Origin of the sequence: Roseibium sp. MMSF_3412, assembly GCF_030733265.1 — a bacterium.
Taxonomy (GTDB): domain Bacteria; phylum Pseudomonadota; class Alphaproteobacteria; order Rhizobiales; family Stappiaceae; genus Roseibium.
In genome coordinates, this window is the sequence record NZ_JASHJI010000019.1 from 62,178 (window position 1) to 77,390 (window position 15,213).

Consider the following 15,213-nt stretch of genomic DNA (forward strand, 5'->3'; position numbering starts at 1 on the left):
ATGAGCGACCTCATCTACCGTGTCAAAGACCTGAAAGTTTCCTTTCCCGACCTGGCGCACAAACCTCTCTTCGGTGCCGCGCCGCGCACGAGTGTCCTCAAAGGCCTCACTTTCGATGTTGCCAGGGGCGATGTGCTCGGCATTGTCGGCGGCTCCGGGTCCGGAAAATCGACGCTCGGGCGTGCCATGATCCGCTTGCTCCGGCCGGACTCCGGATCGATCCTGTTCGAGGGAACGGAGATCGCGCAGCTCGGCGAAGACGACCTGCGCCCGTTGCGCAAACGGTTTCAGATGATCTTTCAGGATCCGATGTCCTCGCTCAACCCGCGCCGCCGTGTGGGCGGCATCATTGCCGGCCCGCTTCGCCTGCAAGGCTTCGACGACATACCGAGGCGCGTCGATGATGCCCTGGAAATGGTTGGCCTGCCGAAGAGCTTTTCCGAACGGTATCCGCACGAACTGTCGGGCGGCCAGCGGCAAAGGGTCGGTATTGCCCGCGCGATCGCCCTCAAACCCGACTTCATTCTGGCCGACGAAATCGTGTCGGGCCTGGACGTTTCCTCGCAGGCCCAGGTGCTGAACCTTCTGGAGCAGCTGGTGCGGGACCTCGGTCTGACGCTTGCCTTTGTCAGTCACGACCTGTCGGTCATCCGAAGACTGTGCTCGCGCATTCTTGTCATGCACCATGGCGAGATCGTCGAAAACGCGGCAACGGCCGACCTTTTCGCAAATCCGCAGGCGGAGTACACGCGCACGCTGCTGGATGCCATTCCGTTGCCGGATCCCGACCAGGTCTGGGCCTGACACTCTCAGAGATCGAGCTCGAACCGCCGGATGAAGTCCGCATCGGGTGTGACGCCATGCCCGGGACCTTTCGGAATGGAGACGTAGCCGCCCGATGATTTCACCTGGCCCTGAATGTCCAGCGGCTGCTGCAGCAGGTCGTCGCGGAACTTGTTGTCCGTCGTGTCGAACTCAAGCATCGGCTCCCATGGGTGGAGGCCGCCGGGAAGGGCCGGCATCGCCGCCAGAAGCTGAATGTTGGTGGCAACCGCGATGGCCGATCCCCAGACGTGGTTGATCACCGGTGTGAAGTGCGCATGGCAAAGGGCGAGCACGCGCAGATATTCACTTACGCCGCCAAGCGCGCAGACCTCGGGCTGGGCGATATCAAGGCCTCGGTTTTCCAGGATCTGGCGCCAGCCCCAGCGATTGAACTCAGCCTCGCCCCCGGAAATGTTGACGCGAAGCCCGCTGCGCAGCTCCCGGTATCCATCGAGATCCTCGGGCGCGACGGGTTCTTCAAACCAGTAGGCGCCCAGCTCCTCCAGAGCCCTGCCGACAAAAAAGGCGTCGGACGTGGTGTAACAATGGTTGGCGTCGACCATGAACTTGCCGCGGCCTTCCACGCTTTCCGCGACCGCCTGGCAGAGCCTGACATCCTCTTTCGGTCCGAGGCCGGTTTTCATCTTTGCCGCGGCGAACCCCATATCCATGATCTGCGCGGCTTCCTCCCGGAAGCGCGCCACGTGATCGTCGACACTTTCGCGCTTGAGCATCATGCCGTATCCGTAAGCCTGGATGCGGTCGCGATGCGCGCCGCCGATCAGCTTGTGAAGCGGCAGGCCGGCAACCTTGCCGGCAATATCCCAAAGGGCGATATCGACACCGGAAAGCGCCTGCAGGGGCATGCCCTTCTGGCCGTGGTCGCGCATGAGATTGTAGACCCTGTGCCAGAGCGCGTCGCGATCCATCGGGTCGCTGCCGAGAATGATCGGCTGGATAACCTTCTCGACGATCCCCTTGTTCGCGATCGCGACATTGCCCGGACCGAAACACTCCCCCCAACCGGTCACGCCCTCGTCGGTTTGAACCTCGACCAGATGGGCCGTGCGCTTCTCGTAATATTGCTGGGAGTAGCCCAGCTCGCCGGGGAGGTCATATTGCAGCACATGGCTTTTGACGCCTGTTATCTTCATGCGTTCAACCCTTCGAAGTCCGTGTCGTCGAGCGCACGGGTTATTCTCTTTTCGATCAGGTAGTCCCTCAGTGCCAGCGCCGAACAGTCATGGCCGATGCCGGACTGACCGATGCCGCCATGCGGCAGGTCGATGTCATACTTCACGCCGTTGATCTGGATCTCCCCGTAGCGCAGCTTTGCCGCATAAGCCTCTGCCCTGGCAAGGTCGCGCGTGAAGATATAGGCGGTCAGACCGCCTTCCTCGCAATCATTGGCCATTGCGGTCAGATCCGTCTCGCCGTCGAACGGGATCAGGCTGACGATCGGTCCGAATGTCTCCTGGCGGTAAACCGCCATTGTCTCGGTGACACGGTCCAGAACGGTCGGCGCCAGAAAATATCCCTTGTTCAGATGCGCGGGCCGGTCTCCACCGGCCAAAAGCTCTGCCCCGCTTGCAACCGCGTCATCGATCAGCCCCTTGATGCGCGCCCAGGCAGGCCCGTCGATCACCGGTCCGGTGGTGATATCGGCGGTCTTGTCGAAGCCGGTTTTGGCGGCCCGTGCACGCGCCGTCACCTTTTCAGCGAAAACCGCGTGAACGGCGCTTGCGACAAAGACCCGGTTCGGGGAAACGCAAATCTGCCCGGCGTTGGAAAACTTCACACCGCAGACAATGTCGGCGGCCAGGTCCAGATCCGCGTCCTCGAATACAAGCACCGGCGCGTTGCCGCCCAGTTCCATGGAGTAGCGTTTGATCGACGTTGCTCCGGTGCGCATGATGTGCTGTCCGGTTCCGGTTGAACCGATCAGGGTGATCACCTGGGGGATCGTTGACGCGGTCATCGCGTCAGCCACCTCGTAACCGTCCGTGCACAGGATCTGAACAACACCGCGCGGCAAGCCGATCCGCTCACAAAGCTGACCGACCGCGTATGCAGATATCGGAGTCTTCTCTGACGGTCTGATGAGGATCGGGCAACCGGCCGCCATCGCCGGCCCGATCTTGAAAGCCAGGTTCAGAAGCGGGAAGTTCCAGGCGAGATATGCGACGGCCACCCCTGCGGCCTCGTGCACCATCCGGTGTGTGTGGGTTCCCGCCCGGTCCGCGAGCCCGACATCGTAGATGCGCGCGATTTCCTCTGTGTAGAACTCAAGTGATACGACCAGCCGGTCCCAGTCCTCAAGGGTCTGCGCCCAGGGTTTGCCCATCTCATGGTGGACACAATCGCGCAGGAACTCCTCATGCGCGATCACTTCATCACGCAATTTGCGCATCCAGGACTGACGCTCGGCAATCGGTGTTGCCGACCAGGTTGGAAAGGCGTCCCGGGCGGCTTCCAGCGCGCGCTGCACATCGTCAAATCCGGCGGTGTAAACCGTCGCGACGTGGTCTTCCGTTGCAGGATTGAATACTTCCTGCCGAGCACTTCCCTCGGACAAGGCACCATCGATATAAAGTCTCGTCGGGAAATCCATGACACGCCTCAATCAAACATGTTGCCGCCATCGTGGCAGCGTGCCAAGGCATTCACAACGGATTTTTCCGCTCCGTCACCCATCCCTGACTGCCCGGCATACGACTCCGGTCTCGCCAGAACACCGTCAGGCGTTTTGAAGAATGAATTCCGCGCATCTGGAACCCAGCATCATGGCCGGCGCATTGGTGTTGCCCGCGTTGATGTCGGGGACGGCGGACATGTCGCAGACGCGCAGGTTTTCAACACCCCGGACCCTGAGCCTGCCGTCAAGCACGGCCATGTCATCGCCATCCGCACCCATACGCGCCGTTCCGGCCGGATGGTAGTTGGTCTTGACGAACCGCTTGCAATGGGCCCTGAGCTCGTCATCGGAGCACTTCTGAGGATCTGGGATGGCGACCTTCTCCAGCCTGGAGGCAATCGGGTTCGACTGCAGCGCCTCAAGGAAAAAGCGCTGGCCGGCCATCATCTCCTGCATGTCGTCTTCATCCTTCAGAAGGTTCGGACACACGATCGGCATATCCGCCGGCGATGCGGAGGCAAGCCGCACTTCGCCTCGCGACTTCGGCTTGACGACTACCGTCGTGACCGTGACGCCGTAGCCGTCTTTCAGTTCTGACTGCGCATCGCGATCCAGATAGACTATGGGCACGCAAAAAGCCTGGATCGTCGGTTCGCCGTCCCGGTTTCGCGGGTTGACGAAGGCACCGGCCTCGACACCGGCGGAGGTGATGCGACCGCTTCCGAAAAGCTTGAACTGAAGCCCGTTCAGGAGCATGCGCCAGCCTTCGCCCTGACGATAATAGCCGTGCGGCCCGCTTGCATAGGCGGTGATGGGGACTTCGGGATGGTCAATCAGGTTCTGACCGACGCCAGGCATGTCGGCGTGAACCGTGATGCCGTTTTCGCCCAGATGATCCGCCGGCCCGACCCCCGACAGCATGAGGATCTTTGGGGAGACCAGCGCACCCGCCGCCAGAATGATCTCCGCCGACGTGTTGACGGTATGGGTTCCGGACGGATCGGTGTAGGTAACACCGACCGCGCGGCCGTTCTCCACGATGATCTTTTCGACCGCGGCCTGCAGCCTGATCGTCAGTCTCGGGTCGCTGCGAAGAGGTTCAAGGAAAGCATAGGCCGTCGAACTTCTGCGGCCGTTCCTGTTGGTGAACTGATAGAAACCGACACCGCGCTGCGAGGGGCCGTTGAAGTCCGTGTTGTAAGGCTCGCCCAGCGACTGAACCGACTGCACGAACCAGCGGGACATGGTGTCGACATAGCCCGGATCGGACACCATGACGTCTCCGTCGGTTCCATGAAGATCACCCGCAAGGCGGTTGTTTGCCTCCATGCCCCTGAAATGCGGCAGCACATCCGCCCAGCCCCAGCCCGGGTTGTCGTTGTTCGCCCGCAGCACATCGTTCCAGGCATCGTAATCACCGGGACGCCCGCGCATGTAGACCTGTGCGTTGACGGAAGACCCGCCGCCGAGAACGTTGCCCTGTGGAATATCGTGAACCCGTCCGTCCAGATGCGGCTGCGGTGTCGTCTTGTGATACCGCATGTATTTGGATCCATTGATCATCTTGAAAATGCCGGGGGGCATGTCAAGCAGCGGGTGGCGATGGGAATAACCTGCTTCCAGCAACAGGACCCGCGCGCCACCTTCGCTCACGAGCCGCGCTGCGGCAACCGCTCCGCCTGAGCCTCCGCCGATGACGATATAGTCGTATCCCGAGGTCATTCGTCCCCCCAGTCGAAGGTAACGCGAACGAATTCCCAGGCCGCCTTCAGGTGGTTGTTGAGCGCTTCCTCGGCGGCCACGGGGTCGCGCTCCAAAATGGCGTCGAGAATGGATTTGTGCGCCAGGTAGTTCACTTCGTTGCGCTCGGGCGAGCGCAGCATCCGATCCCACTGGGGCGCCAGCCAGGAGGTATAACCCTCGTGCATGGCCGGAAAAATCGGGTTTCTGGGTATGCGGTAAAGAACCCCGTGGAAGGCAACATCCGTGCGATAGAATTCGTTCGAGTCCGGGATGGCCTTCCGGTTTTCCTCAAGCGCTTCCCTGAGACTCACGATATCTTCCTTGCGCGCAGACGATGCTGCTTCGCGTACCAGAGCGCGCTCAATGAAAACACGGCTGTCGTAAAGGTTCTTGATGCCTGTCTTGTCCGTCAGGAGATGCTGCACGACATTGCCGCAGGCATGCAGGACGGTCGCGTAGTCCGGCTTGCGCACGATCGGACGGAACCGGGGCTTCGTCTCGATCAGCCCGCGGCTGGACAGTTTGGAGATTGCCTCGCGGATCACGGTCCGGCTTGCCCCGAACTGTTCCATCAGCTCCCGTTCAGCCGGCAATGGCGTTTGATCCTCCAACTCACCCGAAACGATTTTCGCTTCCAGCATTGCGACCACATTGTCCGCCGCCCGACCCGTTTCGTTCCCGATGTCCATTGGGCATCAACGCTCCCTTGCCATCAATTTCATGTCATTTTGGTACGACATAAATTTGCCACCCGTAAAGTGATTTTTTCCGCAAACCAAAAATTTATCGCTGTTTTTCTTTATTTTTCATATGTTTATTATTTTTACGTACTGATTTTTTGATAATAGGATTGACTTTGGTCCGTTTTACTAACTTACTTTGTAAAGTTTGGTCATACCAAAAGGCAAATCATTCGTGTTTGATTTCACCCTCACCTCAGAACGCCCCATCGCGGCCGGGATGTATGTCAACGGCCAGTGGCTCTCGCGCGGACCGGCTTCGGCAGCGATTGAGGTGGAGAACCCGGCAAATGAAGACGTTGTCGCAACGATCACGGAAGGGACCGAGACCGATGCAGGCGAGGCGCTTGACGCTGCTCGCCGTGCCTTTGCCCCCTGGGCAGGCCGTCCTGCAATCGAACGCGGTCGGCTGATCGCAGCGCTCGCAGACGAAATCGACGCACACAAGGATCATCTTGCGCGCCTGGTCACGCTTGAGCAGGGCAAGCCGCTCGGCCATGCGACACAGGAGATCGACGCCGGCATCACCTTCCTGAGATATGCGGCGGAAAATGCGCGCCGGATCGAAGGCGACATCGTCACCTCCGACAACCGGGACGAGGAAATTCACATCCGCCGGCACCCTTATGGTGTCGTGGTTGGACTCACGGCGTGGAATTACCCGTTCGCTCTGGCGGCAAGAAAACTCGGACCTGCCCTTGTGGCGGGCAACACATTCGTCCTGCTGTCGCACGAGGCGACGCCGCTTTCCGGTCTTGCGCTTGCAAGTCTGAGCGAAAAGGCCGGGCTTCCGGCAGGAGTCTTCAACGTGGTCACCGGCCGCGGCCCGGTGGTCGGTGCCGCGCTCGTCCAGAGCCCGATGTCCGACCTCGTCACAATGACGGGCAGCACCCGTGCAGGACGCGAAATTTACCGGGCCGGCGCGGACGCTATCAAGGTCGTGCGCCTGGAACTGGGCGGCAAGGCGCCATTCCTGGTGATGGAGGACGCCGATATCGACAGGGCCGTTCAGGCCGCCGTCGCAGCGCGCTACACGAATTGCGGCCAGATCTGCACATGCAACGAACGCATGTATCTGCACCGTGCGATTGCCGACGAATTCCTGGAGAAGTTTGTTGCCGCCTCCAAGGCACTCACCCTCGGAGACCCGCTCGAAAATGCCGACTTGGGCCCCAAGGTGAACCGCGTGGAACGGGACAAGGTCGCCGATATCGTGGCCAGCGCCGTAGGTGCAGGCGCGGCCGTGCTGCTGAAGGGCGGCATACGGGAAGACGGCGCGTTCAGCAAAGGACACTGGTTTGCACCGACGGTTCTGGAAGCGTCGAAGAACGACAACCCGGCCGTCCAGGACGAAGTGTTCGGACCCGTCGCAACGGCCGTCAGGGTCGATGATTACGACATGGCGGTCCGGTTCGCCAACGACACGCCGTTCGGGCTGTCCGCCTATCTCTTCACGCGGGACCACAAGCGTCTCGCACAAGCTCCTTATCGCCTGAAGTTCGGAGAACTCTACCTGAACCGCTCCAACGGAGAGGCCGTTCAAGGCTTCCACACCGGGTGGGGATTGTCCGGACTGGGGGGAGAAGACGGCCGTTACGGCTTCGATGGCTATCTGCGCAAGCAGACCGCCTACCTGAATTGGGGTTAACGCCTCAAACTCTCGCGACCGGGGGGATTCTGGTCGCACCAAAGTGGAGGAAATGATGAAACGTACTCTCTTGCTGGCTACTGCGATTGCATTTGGCGCAGTGACATCGATCGCTTCGGCTGCCGGGCTGCCGCCGCTTGAGCAGAAAGACCGCTACAAGGTCGGATTTGCGCAGATGGAATCCAACAATCCATGGCGGATTGCCGAGACCAAGTCTTTCCATGACACGGCCGAAAGCTGCGGCTGGGATCTGATCGCGACCGATGCCGCCGGCTCCGCGGCAAAGCAGGTTGCCGATGTCGACAGCATGATCGCACAGGGCATCGATGTGCTGTTCCTGCCGCCGCGCGAGGAAAAGCCGCTCATTCCTGCCGTCAAAAAAGCCAAGGCTGCCGGCATTCCGACCTTCCTTGTCGACCGTTCCGTTGACCCGAATGCGGCCAAGCCGGGCGAGGACTTCGTCGCCTTCCTCGGCTCCGACTTCATCGACCAGGGCAAGCGCGTTGCCGAATGGACCATCGAGAACTTCAAGGGCGACAAGGGCATCATCGTCCAGTTGGAAGGAACCACGGGTTCTTCGCCGGCCAATGACCGCAAGAGCGGTTTCGACGACCGCATCGTTCAGGACGAACGTTTTGAAATCGTTGCGTCCCAGTCGGGCGACTTTGCCCGCGATCTCGGCCGTCAGGTCATGGAAACGCTGCTGCAGGCCCATCCGGACGTGAACATCGTCTATGCGCATAATGACGAAATGGCCATCGGCGCCATCCAGGCACTCGAACTTGCCGGACGCAAGCCGGGTGAAGACGTGCTGGTTGTCTCCATTGACGGAACACGCGATGCGCTGCAGGCCATCATCGACGGCAAGATGGGCGTCACGGTCGAAAGCTCACCGTTCTTCGGACCGCTCGCATGCGAAACGATGAAACGCTATGCCGCCGGCGAGACCATCGAGCCGTGGGTGCAGGTGAAGGACCGGATCTTCACGGCCGACAACGCCGCGAAGCATATCGACGAAGCCTATTAAGGCCAAATGCCGGAGGGGAATTCCCTTCCGGCTTCTTTCTCCCAGATCAACGGATGTTCAAGCCGAACCGCTTGAACATCCAAAAGTTGATCGGTTCTGAAGTAATCGGGCATCCTGACGCGTTTCATACGCCGGGCGCTCACGTGCTGACAGGAGCCATTATGGCACCTCTGCTCTCCATGGCCGGGATCAAGAAACACTTTGGCGGCGTGCCCGCACTTCGAAGTGCATCTCTTGAGGTCGAACCCGGCGAAGTCCACGCACTTATCGGCCAGAACGGTGCAGGAAAATCAACGCTTATCAAGATCCTGACGGGCCTTTACCGCCGCGATGAAGGTACGGTCGACTTTGCCGGCAAACCCAGCCACGTCACGTCACCGCGCGAGGCACAGAACGCCGGGATCGCCACGATCTACCAGGAGCTGAACCTGGTCCCGCTCCGGTCGGTCAGCGAAAATGTCGTGATGGGACAGGAACCGAGATCCTTCGGCTTCATGATCAACTGGCCCGAAGCGCACCGGCGCACCCGGGAAATTCTCGCGCGGTTCGGCATCGAGATTGACGTGACCGCCCCTCTCGGCAGCTATTCCACGGCGATCCAGCAGCTTGTCGCCATTGCGCGCGCGGTTTCCATGGACGCAAAACTCGTCATCATGGACGAGCCGACCTCTTCACTGGACAGCTCGGAAGTGGAAATCCTGTTCGGTGTCGTCCGGGAACTCAAGTCGTCGGGGGTCTCGGTTCTCTACGTCTCCCACTTTCTCGACGAACTGTTCCAGATCTGCGACCGGGTCACGATCATGCGCGACGGTCAGACCGTTGGCTGCCGGGCCATCGCGGAGACGACGAAGCTCGATCTGATCGCAGGCATGCTCGGGCGCAACGCGGAAGAGATTGCCGCCGAAGGCCTGACGGAACTGGCAGGCGGACGCGCCGCCTATGACGAGGTTGTCCTTGAAGTCGACAAGGTCGCGACCGGGCCGCGTCTCAGCGATTTTTCCATGACGCTTCACCGCGGCGAAATCGTCGGTCTCGGCGGCCTGCTCGGGTCGGGACGCACCGAGGCCGCCAGAAGCATCTTCGGTCTGGATCATCTGACATCGGGGGCCATGCACCTGATGGGCCGCGAATTCGAGCCGTCCGAACCGTCAGAGGCGATCCGAGCGCGGATCGGGTTCCTGACCGAGGACCGTAAAGCCGAAGGGATCGTGCCGGACATGTCGGTCCGCGAAAACCTCACGCTCGCGCTATTGCCGAACCTGCGCAGGAACGGACAGATCGACCGGGACCGCGAAAAGGAACTGGTCGGCGAATTCATCCAGAAACTCGGGATCAAGACGTCCCACATGGATCAGCCGATCCGGGAGCTTTCGGGTGGCAACCAGCAGAAGGTTCTGTTGGCGCGCTGGCTCGCAACAAAGCCGGATATCCTGATCCTCGACGAACCCACACGCGGCGTCGATGTCGGTGCCAAACGCGAAATCCAGACCATTATCCGGAAGTTCGTCGACGACGGACACGCCGTCATCCTGATCAGCTCCGAATTCGAGGAGCTGGTCGAAGGTGCCAACCGCATCGTTGTCATGCATGAGGGCAAGGCGGTGTCCGAGCTGACCAATCCCGGGATCACCGAAAACGCCCTGGTCAAGGCGCTTGCCCACCACGAGGAGGCGACTGCATGACCAGCCTGACATCAGAACACACAATGCGCACCGGCGTTGCCACGAAGCTGAAGAGCCACGGCGGCCTGATCGCGCTCGGACTTATCCTCGTCTTCAACATCATCGTGACGCCCAACTTCCTGCACACGCAGACGCTGGCCGTGAATATCTCGCAGGTCGCAACGATTGCCATCGTTGCAATGGGCATGACGCTTGTCATCGCAACGGGCGGAATCGATCTTTCGGTCGGTGCGGTGATGGCCCTGTCGGGTGCGCTGGCGCCCCTGATCTTCATGTCGGAGTTCGGCCAGGCCTACCCGGTGCTGGGACTGATCGGCGCACTCTTCTTTCCGCTTGTCGCGGCGCTTTTGTGCGGGCTGTTCAACGGGGTCATCGTGGCGGTGCTGCGGGTGCAGCCGATCATCGCAACGCTGATCCTGTTCATCTCGGGACGGGGCATCGCGCAGGTGCTGACAAACGGCAACCTGCAGACCTTCTCCTATCCGGAGTTCAGCTATCTCGGCACGGGCAAGATCCTCGGCTTCCCCTTCCAGGGATGGCTGGCGCTTGCCATCGCCTGCTTCCTCTTCTGGGTGGTGAACCGGACTGTCTTCGGGCGCTACCTGCTGGCAATCGGCGGCAACGAGCGGGCGGCGAAACTCGCCGGCGGTCCGGTGCGCCGGGTCAAGATCGGGGCCTATGTGATCTGCTCGATCCTGTCGGGCCTGGCCGGCCTGATCGTCGTCGCAATCAATTCCGCCTCCGACGCGGCCCGCAACGGCAACCTGATGGAACTCGACGCCATCGCGGCTGCCGTCGTCGGCGGCGCTCTGCTTCAGGGCGGCAAGGCGCCGATATTCGGTGCCATCCTCGGAGCCGTCATCATCCAGCTGGTGAAATACACGCTGCTGGCAAACGGAGTGGAAGACGAAGTCGCACTCATTGCCAAGGCCGCAATTATCCTTGCTGCCGTCTACATTCAGCAAGCGCGAAAGGAATAAAACCGTGCTTGATCAAAATGCTTTCGACATGCGGAAATACATTTCGCGCAATCCGCAATCCGTCGCGGTCTGGATCGCTCTTTTTGTGCTGATCGTGTTCGGCCTGCTGCGATACGACAATTTCGGCAGCGCCTACAACATCACCTCGTTCCTGAACTACAACGCGATGTTCATCGCGATTTCGGTCGGAATGTGTTTCGTGATCTTAACCGGCGGCATCGATCTCTCGGTCGGCTCCGTTGCGGCGTTCACCTCCGTCATTGCTGCCTATCTCAGCCCCTACGGCATCGAAGTCGCGCTCCCGCTTGCCGTGCTTTCCGGCGTCGGTTTCGGGCTTTTCAACGCAGTCTGCATCGTCTTCGGGCGCATTCCGCCCTTCATCGCGACGCTGGCCACGATGCTCGGTGCCAAGGGCGGCTCGCTGGTGATCTCCGGTGCCCAGACGATTTCCGTCGACTGGGGGTCGAACTTCACGCAGCTCGGCATGGAAAAGGCCATGGGGATCGTGCCCTGGACGATCGTCCTTGTCGGCATCCTGGTGGTCTGTCTCTGGGTGGTTCTGGAAATGACCAGCCTGGGGCGGACAATCCTGGCCGTCGGCGGTGGCGAGGACGCGTCCGTGATGATGGGCCTTAAGGTCAACCGGGCGAAGATCTTCGCCTACGCGCTGTCGGGCGGCTGCGCCGGGCTGGCCGGTGTCTTTCTGGCCTCCGGCTTCGGAGCCGGCCAGCCGCTCGAAGGGGTCGGTTGGGAGCTTTCGGCCATTGCCTCGGTGGTCGTCGGAGGAACCCTTCTGACCGGAGGCCTCGGGTCGATCCCGGCGACAGTCGCGGGTGCACTCCTTCTCGGCCTGGTTTTCAACATCCTGAATTTTGAAAACGGCAAGGGCTGGATCAGCTTCAGCGCCTACTGGCAAATGGTCATCCGGGGTGCCTTCCTGTTCGCTGTGATCCTGTTCCAGACGCGGGTCATGAACCGGCAGTCAGGCGTGGAGTTCGCCAAATGACCGCGATCAGGGAGATCCGTACGCACTTGTTCCACGTTCCGCTGGCAGAAGTTCTGGTGGACGCCAAACATGGCGACCACACCCTGTTCGAACTGGTTACGGCAACGGTCGTCCTGACCGACGGTACCGAGGGCACCGGCTACACCTACACGGGCGGAAAGGGCGGCCCGGCGATCGCGGCGATGATCCACCATGATCTCGCACCTTTCCTGATCGGTCAGGATGCGGGTGCGGTGGAAAGCCTTTACGACGGCATGCAATGGCACATCCACTATGTCGGACGCGGCGGGATCGCCTCCTTCGCCATTTCAGCCGTCGACATTGCCCTGTGGGACATCCGCGGCAAGAAACGCGGCTGGCCGCTGTGGAAGCTGGCCGGTGGGGCGGATGACAGGTGCAAGGCCTATTGCGGCGGTATCGATCTGAATTTCCCGCTACCGAAACTGCTCAACAGCGTCCGGAGCTACCTGGAGCGCGGCTTCAACGGTGTAAAGATCAAGATCGGACAGCCGACGCTCGCAGAAGATATCGCCCGCATTGCGGCCGTGCGCGAACTGATCGGTCCTGACGTCGCCTTCATGGTCGATGCCAATTACTCAATGTCCGTGGAAGAGGCCATCGCGGCGGCACGGGCGTTCGCACCCTATGACATTCTCTGGTTCGAGGAACCGACGATCCCGGACAACTACAAAGGCTATGGCGAGATTGCGGATGCAACCGGATGTCCCCTTGCCATGGGCGAAAATCTTCATACTATCCATGAATTCGAATATGCATTCGATCAGTCCAAGCTCAGCTTCATCCAGCCGGACGCGTCCAACTGCGGTGGCGTGACCGGCTTTCTCCAGGTCGCTGATCTGTCGCGTCAACACAAGATCCCGGTATGCAGTCACGGAATGCAGGAGTTACATGTCAGTCTCGTTTCCGCGCAGGTGAACGCCGGGTGGATTGAAGTTCACTCGTTTCCCATCGACCAGTACACAAGGCGTCCGCTGCGGGTGGAAAATCACCTTGCCGTCGCGCCGGACACACCCGGGACAGGCGTCGTCTTCGACTGGACGCTCCTTGAACCCCATAAAATCCTGACACTCTAGAGGTCCTTATGCTCAGCAACGCTGCCGTCTATCGCGGCAACAAGACGTTCTCCGTCGAACAGAAGCAGGTATCCGATCCAGGCCCCGGCGAAGTTCAGATCAAGGTCGCCTATTGCGGCATCTGCGGGACCGATCTGCATATCTTCCTTGGCCACATGGACCAGCGGGTCGGTTTTGAACGCACGATCGGACACGAAATGTCCGGCGTCATTTCCGCCGTTGGCGCAGGCGTGGACGGCCTCATATCCGGCGACCGGATTGTTGTGCGGCCACTGGACCATTGCGGCGAATGTCCTGCCTGCCTCGCCGGTCACGAGCATATCTGTCACAACCTGAAATTCATCGGCATCGATACCGAAGGCGCGTTCCAGGAATACTGGAACGTGCCCGCCCACACGATCCACGTTCTTCCCGAAGGCCTTGATCTGGCGCATGCGGCGCTGATCGAACCCCTTGCGGTGGCCTGCCACGACGTCAGCCGCGCGCAGGTCAAACCCGGGGAAGACGTTCTCGTGATCGGCGGTGGTCCGATCGGTCTTCTCGTCGCGCTCGTCGCGCGGCATGCGGGCGGCAAGGTCACGATCAGCGAGATCAGCGAAAGCCGCCTTGCCTACGCGGACAAGCTCGGGTTCACCACGATCAATCCGAAAACAACCGACGCAGCCGAGCAGGTCAATGCCCAGACCGGAAACAAGGGCGCGGATGTTGTGTTTGAAGTGTCGGGCAGCCAGCCCGGTGTCGACCTGATGACCGACGCGGCCGCGGTGCGCGGGCGCATCGTCATGGTGGCGATCCACGCCAAGAAGCCGGAAGTCGACATGTTCCGGTTTTTCTGGCGCGAGCTGGAACTCTTCGGTGCTCGAGTCTATCGGCCCGAGGACTACGATCAGGCCATGCAACTTCTTGCCGAGGGTGTCGTGGACTGTTCCTCCTTCATAACCGATATCCAGCCGCTCAAGGACATTCAGGGGGCATTCGAAGCCCTGACACAGAACCCGAGCGCCATCAAATCCATGATCCAGATCAGTGAGAACGCATAATGAGTGTGTTGGACAGTTTCAGCCTCGCCGGAAAGACAGCGCTTGTCACAGGTGCCAAACGCGGGATCGGCAAGGCAATGGCGGTCGCCCTCGCCGATGCCGGCGCGGATATCATCGGGGTCAGCGCCAGCCTTGAAAGCTCGGGCAGCGAGGTTGAGAAGGAGGTGCGCGCACTGGGACGGAATTTCTCCGGTTACAGTTGCGATTTCGGCAACAGGGACGCCTTGAAGTCCTTCGCGGCCGAGGTCAACGAGGCGCATCCGGTCATCGACATCCTCATCAACAATGCCGGCACGATCAAACGTGCGCCGCTGACAGAGCACGGCGACGATATCTGGGACGAGGTGATCGAGGTCAATCTGTCCTCGCAGTTCGTGCTGACCCGCGAGATCGGTGCGCGCATGGTGGAACGCGGCTCCGGCAAGATCATCTTCACCGCGTCGCTCCTGACTTTCCAGGGCGGCATCACCGTTCCGGGCTACGCGGCTTCCAAGGGCGCGATCGGACAATTGACCAAGGCCTTCGCAAACGAATGGGCCGCCAAGGGGATCAATGTCAACGCCATTGCGCCGGGCTATATCGCGACGGACAACACCGAAGCCCTGCGCAACGATCCCGTGCGGTCAAAGTCCATCCTGGAACGCATCCCGGCGGGGCGCTGGGGCAATGCGGAGGACTTTGCCGGTCCGGCCGTCTTCCTCGCCTCATCCGCCTCGGACTACATGCACGGCACCGTCATGACCGTCGACGGGGGCTGGATGGGCCGCTAGGCCCGGGCTGCGGAAATACAGCC

The 15,213-nt window shown here is 60.8% G+C and carries 13 protein-coding genes; 9 read left to right on the forward strand and 4 right to left on the reverse strand.

Features of this window, described 5'->3' with window-relative positions:
- A complete protein-coding gene (locus RBB49_RS24435; protein WP_306145530.1) occupies positions 1–804 on the forward strand; it encodes an ABC transporter ATP-binding protein in 804 nt (267 codons plus the stop codon).
- Positions 805–809: 5 nt separating this feature from the next.
- Here RBB49_RS24435 and RBB49_RS24440 read toward each other — a convergent pair whose 3' ends face one another.
- The 4 genes from RBB49_RS24440 to RBB49_RS24455 all read right to left on the reverse strand — a co-directional run bounded on the left by RBB49_RS24440 (position 810) and on the right by RBB49_RS24455 (position 5,892).
- On the reverse strand, positions 810–1,979 hold the full coding sequence (locus RBB49_RS24440; RefSeq protein ID WP_306145531.1) for a mandelate racemase/muconate lactonizing enzyme family protein: 1,170 nt from the start codon (positions 1,977–1,979) through the stop codon (positions 810–812).
- The gene (locus RBB49_RS24445; RefSeq protein WP_306145532.1) at positions 1,976–3,436 is read right to left on the reverse strand and encodes an NAD-dependent succinate-semialdehyde dehydrogenase; all 1,461 of its coding nucleotides are present in this window, start codon (positions 3,434–3,436) and stop codon (positions 1,976–1,978) included. The genes RBB49_RS24440 and RBB49_RS24445 overlap by 4 nt, the downstream gene beginning before the upstream one ends.
- A gap of 126 nt (positions 3,437–3,562) precedes the next feature.
- Positions 3,563–5,182: a GMC family oxidoreductase gene (locus RBB49_RS24450; protein ID WP_306145533.1), complete on the reverse strand. Its 1,620-nt coding sequence runs from the start codon at positions 5,180–5,182 to the stop codon at positions 3,563–3,565.
- Positions 5,179–5,892, reverse strand: coding sequence for an FCD domain-containing protein (locus RBB49_RS24455; RefSeq protein WP_306145534.1), 714 nt, complete (start codon positions 5,890–5,892; stop codon positions 5,179–5,181). The genes RBB49_RS24450 and RBB49_RS24455 overlap by 4 nt, the downstream gene beginning before the upstream one ends.
- A gap of 226 nt (positions 5,893–6,118) precedes the next feature.
- Here RBB49_RS24455 and RBB49_RS24460 point away from each other — a divergent pair, with 226 nt between their 5' ends.
- The 8 genes from RBB49_RS24460 to RBB49_RS24495 all read left to right on the forward strand — a co-directional run bounded on the left by RBB49_RS24460 (position 6,119) and on the right by RBB49_RS24495 (position 15,190).
- On the forward strand, positions 6,119–7,591 hold the full coding sequence (locus tag RBB49_RS24460) for an aldehyde dehydrogenase family protein (protein ID WP_306145535.1): 1,473 nt from the start codon (positions 6,119–6,121) through the stop codon (positions 7,589–7,591).
- Positions 7,592–7,646: 55 nt separating this feature from the next.
- A complete protein-coding gene (locus RBB49_RS24465; RefSeq protein ID WP_306145536.1) occupies positions 7,647–8,618 on the forward strand; it encodes an ABC transporter substrate-binding protein in 972 nt (323 codons plus the stop codon).
- 161 nt (positions 8,619–8,779) lie between these two features.
- Positions 8,780–10,300: a sugar ABC transporter ATP-binding protein gene (locus RBB49_RS24470; RefSeq protein WP_306145537.1), complete on the forward strand. Its 1,521-nt coding sequence runs from the start codon at positions 8,780–8,782 to the stop codon at positions 10,298–10,300.
- A 23-nt stretch (positions 10,301–10,323) separates the two neighbouring features.
- The gene (locus tag RBB49_RS24475) at positions 10,324–11,280 is read left to right on the forward strand and encodes an ABC transporter permease (protein WP_306145592.1); all 957 of its coding nucleotides are present in this window, start codon (positions 10,324–10,326) and stop codon (positions 11,278–11,280) included.
- Positions 11,281–11,308: 28 nt separating this feature from the next.
- Positions 11,309–12,286: an ABC transporter permease gene (locus RBB49_RS24480; protein ID WP_306145593.1), complete on the forward strand. Its 978-nt coding sequence runs from the start codon at positions 11,309–11,311 to the stop codon at positions 12,284–12,286.
- Entirely contained in the window at positions 12,283–13,380 is a 1,098-nt protein-coding gene (locus tag RBB49_RS24485; protein ID WP_306145538.1) for a mandelate racemase/muconate lactonizing enzyme family protein, read from the forward strand. Before RBB49_RS24480 ends, RBB49_RS24485 begins: the two co-directional genes overlap by 4 nt.
- An 8-nt stretch (positions 13,381–13,388) precedes the next feature.
- Complete coding sequence (locus RBB49_RS24490; RefSeq protein ID WP_306145539.1) at positions 13,389–14,420, forward strand: zinc-binding dehydrogenase; 1,032 nt, start codon at positions 13,389–13,391, stop codon at positions 14,418–14,420.
- Between the two features lie 5 nt (positions 14,421–14,425).
- Complete coding sequence (locus RBB49_RS24495; protein WP_306145594.1) at positions 14,426–15,190, forward strand: SDR family oxidoreductase; 765 nt, start codon at positions 14,426–14,428, stop codon at positions 15,188–15,190.
- The last annotated feature ends 23 nt before the right edge of the window (positions 15,191–15,213 follow it).

Coding starts and splice junctions, on each gene's coding strand:
- RBB49_RS24475 (WP_306145592.1), top strand. CDS start 10,324: ATGCGCACCGGCGTTGCCACGAAGCTGAAGAGCCACGGCGGCCTGATC.
- RBB49_RS24470 (WP_306145537.1), top strand. CDS start 8,780: ATGGCACCTCTGCTCTCCATGGCCGGGATCAAGAAACACTTTGGCGGC.
- RBB49_RS24445 (WP_306145532.1), bottom strand. CDS start 3,436: ATGGATTTCCCGACGAGACTTTATATCGATGGTGCCTTGTCCGAGGGA.
- RBB49_RS24465 (WP_306145536.1), top strand. CDS start 7,647: ATGAAACGTACTCTCTTGCTGGCTACTGCGATTGCATTTGGCGCAGTG.
- RBB49_RS24450 (WP_306145533.1), bottom strand. CDS start 5,182: ATGACCTCGGGATACGACTATATCGTCATCGGCGGAGGCTCAGGCGGA.
- RBB49_RS24485 (WP_306145538.1), top strand. CDS start 12,283: ATGACCGCGATCAGGGAGATCCGTACGCACTTGTTCCACGTTCCGCTG.
- RBB49_RS24490 (WP_306145539.1), top strand. CDS start 13,389: ATGCTCAGCAACGCTGCCGTCTATCGCGGCAACAAGACGTTCTCCGTC.
- RBB49_RS24480 (WP_306145593.1), top strand. CDS start 11,309: ATGCGGAAATACATTTCGCGCAATCCGCAATCCGTCGCGGTCTGGATC.
- RBB49_RS24440 (WP_306145531.1), bottom strand. CDS start 1,979: ATGAAGATAACAGGCGTCAAAAGCCATGTGCTGCAATATGACCTCCCC.
- RBB49_RS24435 (WP_306145530.1), top strand. CDS start 1: ATGAGCGACCTCATCTACCGTGTCAAAGACCTGAAAGTTTCCTTTCCC.
- RBB49_RS24455 (WP_306145534.1), bottom strand. CDS start 5,892: ATGGACATCGGGAACGAAACGGGTCGGGCGGCGGACAATGTGGTCGCA.